Here is a 2641-nt window from a genome sequence, read left to right on the forward strand (position 1 = left end):
GGCGCCCGGCCTTCACGGCGTGACCCGATAAGTGCCCTCGACCGACCAGGAGCGGCCCCCATCCGTCGTGCGTAGCAGCTCGCGGATCGCGCCGCTGCCGGCCCCCGGCCCGGCCAGGAGCAGCCACCCGTCGGCCGCCGTGGAGAACTGGAAGGCTTGGATGGCGTAGCCCTTGTCCAGCAGCGCACCGAGAGCGCGGGGGTAGGGCCGGCGCGACCAGCTGCGCCCGCCGTCGTGCGACTCGAGAAGCCGGCCCCGGTCGGCGATGAAGACATCGTCGGCGCTCGCCAAGGCAACCGCCAAGGGATCGGCCTCCACCACGGGCGTGGTCCCCCGGAGGCGCCAGGTGTCTCCTCCGTCGTCCGTTCCATAGAGGGCAAACTGCCGGCCCGCGTTCGACGAAAGCAGGACGGGCAAGCTGCCCTGCGATCCCGCGAAGAAGCGGGGCGGGTAGACGTCACCGTAGCCCGGTGGCCCGGCGGCCGGCCGTGGCAACGCCTGGAGCTGCCACGTTCGCCCGCCGTCCGTGGTCCGGTAGAGCGGGACCGGCACCGAGCCGCGGTACGCCATGCCGAGCCATCCTCGCTGAGCATCCAGGAAGGCGAAGCCGGTCGCGTAACCTTCCTCGGGCAAGAGCCCCGGCGCTAGCCCCGAAAGAGCCACGCGGACCCAGGAGCGGCCCCCGTCGGACGTGCGGTAGAGCGCCTTTCTCTGCAGTCCGGCCGCAGGGCCGCTTGTCGCCAGGATCCAGCCGTTCCGGTCTCCCGAGAAGGCGACTTGGATCCCTTCGACCGAAAAGGGCGGAGCGTTCACAAGCGACTTGGACCAGGTGCGACCCCCGGTCCGCGTCGACCAGACGACCAGGGCCTGCGGCGCGCCGGGCGGCTGGGAGACGGCCACCCATGCGGCCTTGTCGTTGAGGAAATATCCCCCTGCGGCGCTCCCCTCGCTCACCTGCGCGCCCTTCGGGCTGACGTCCAGCCAGTGCTTCCCGCCGTCCGAGGTCTTGAGCACGTAGAACGGCTGCGGGTAGGTCGCGGCCGAATCCGCCGGGGAAAACCAGGCCAGCCCCCAGCCTGCGCTGCTCGACGTCATGCGGAGGGTCTGCAGGGGAGCCGGCAACCCGGCCATCGCCGTGCCAGTCGTGGCCGTTCGCCTCTCGGCCGGGGCCGTCCCGCGCAGCTGCCGGACCGCCGGCGCGAGCCAGGCGATCGCGATGACGGTCAGGAGCACGCCCGCGACCAGAGCCGCGTGCGACCAGCGTGGAGCCGGGGCGCGACGGCCGAGGCGCAATCCCCGCAGCAGGCGCAGGTGAAGCCAGGAAGGCACCTGGGTGTTCTCCAGCTCCTCCTGGAGAAGGCGCTGCAGTTTCGCTTCCATCCGCGGTTCACCTCCCCGTCTCCGCTCCAAGCCGCCTGCGCAAAGCTCGCACCGCCCGGTGGAGCCGGGACCTGATCGTGCCCGAGGGCGTCCCCAGCATGGCGCCGATCTCGTCCGGTCCGTAACCGTACACGTAGCGCAGGATGAGGGCCAGCCGCTGGGGCCCGGGCAGCTCGCGGATCCAGAGCCGCAGCTCCCCGTCGGAAAGGTTCTCCGGAGCCGGCAGCTCGGGCAGCGTGTCAAGGGACAGCCACTCCGGGTGACGACGGCGGAGCACCGTTCGGGTCTCGTTGACGAGGATCCGGGTCAGCCAGTGCGGGAAGGCAGCCGGGTCCCGCAGGAGCGCGAGCCGCTGCCAGGCCTTGAGGAAGGCGCTCTGGACCGCGTCCGCGGCCTCCTCGTCGCTCTGGAGCGCCTGGCGGGCCAGCCGGAAGAGCCTCGCCTCGTGCTCGCGCACCAGGACCCCGAACGCCTCGGGATCGCCGCCCTGGGCCCGGCGAACGGTCCCCTCCTCGGGCTCCACTGGTTCCTGCCACCCCTGATATCAGGACGCTCCAAACTCCCGCCCTGCTCCCAAGGGGCAGGAGCGCCGCGAGCCGACCGCCGGCCTCCTCCGGCCGGCGACCCGCCGAGCAGATCCGCACGGTCACCCGTGCAGAATGCTCCGGATCAAGAAGGCCGCATCGTGGAGAACGTAGAGGAGCACGCCCGCCACCATCAGCAGCGCCAACAACCGTATCGCCAGGCCCGCGGCGCCGCCCGCGCGGGCCCTCCGGCGCAGAAGCCGGCCGACGTTGGCGGGAAGGCGGGCGGGGTCCACGCTCCAGTACGGGTCCAGCTCCAGACCGCAGCGGCGGCAACGGCCGGCCGTCCGCTCGTTCCTCGCGCCACAGTAAGGGCAGATCATCGCGACCATCCCCCGGTTCTCAGAGGGGGCCACCGGCCTCGATCTTCCTCCGGCCGGCGGCGGCGATGCCGCCGAAGCCCGCCGGGCGTCGCCGGCGCCTTCCGCTCCGGAACGACCGGCCGCGCCGCCCACCTCACCTCAGGCTGCCCACGACCTGGCCGGCCTCGGCGTCGGTCAGCCCCTGCCAGTTCACGACGAACCGGCCGCCCCAGGCGAACGAGCGGACACCCGGCCGACTGACCGCCAGCGCCCCCTCCACCCCGCCGAGAGCCGCGGGATGCGCGCCCACCAGGTGGACCCCTCGTCCCGAGCGCTCCTCCATGAGCAGCAGCCACCTGCCGCCGTTCCTGTACG

The 2641-nt window shown here is 72.6% G+C and carries 4 protein-coding genes; all 4 read right to left on the reverse strand.

Annotation, left to right across the window (positions count from 1 at the left end; all coding sequences use genetic code 11):
• Window positions 1–12: 12 nt before the first annotated feature.
• Window positions 13–1380, reverse strand: coding sequence for a hypothetical protein (locus tag QJR14_08225; GenBank protein ID MDI3317583.1), 1368 nt, complete (start codon window positions 1378–1380; stop codon window positions 13–15).
• A 7-nt stretch (window positions 1381–1387) separates the two neighbouring features.
• Complete coding sequence (locus QJR14_08230) at window positions 1388–1903, reverse strand: sigma-70 family RNA polymerase sigma factor (protein ID MDI3317584.1); 516 nt, start codon at window positions 1901–1903, stop codon at window positions 1388–1390.
• A 123-nt stretch (window positions 1904–2026) separates the two neighbouring features.
• A complete protein-coding gene (locus tag QJR14_08235) occupies window positions 2027–2296 on the reverse strand; it encodes a hypothetical protein (protein ID MDI3317585.1) in 270 nt (89 codons plus the stop codon).
• A 124-nt stretch (window positions 2297–2420) separates the two neighbouring features.
• On the reverse strand, window positions 2421–2641 hold a 221-nt coding region (locus QJR14_08240; GenBank protein MDI3317586.1), incomplete at its 5' end, for a hypothetical protein.

It is taken from the genome of Bacillota bacterium (assembly GCA_029961055.1).
Classification (GTDB): domain Bacteria; phylum Bacillota; class Sulfobacillia; order JAIMAT01; family JAIMAT01; genus JAIMAT01.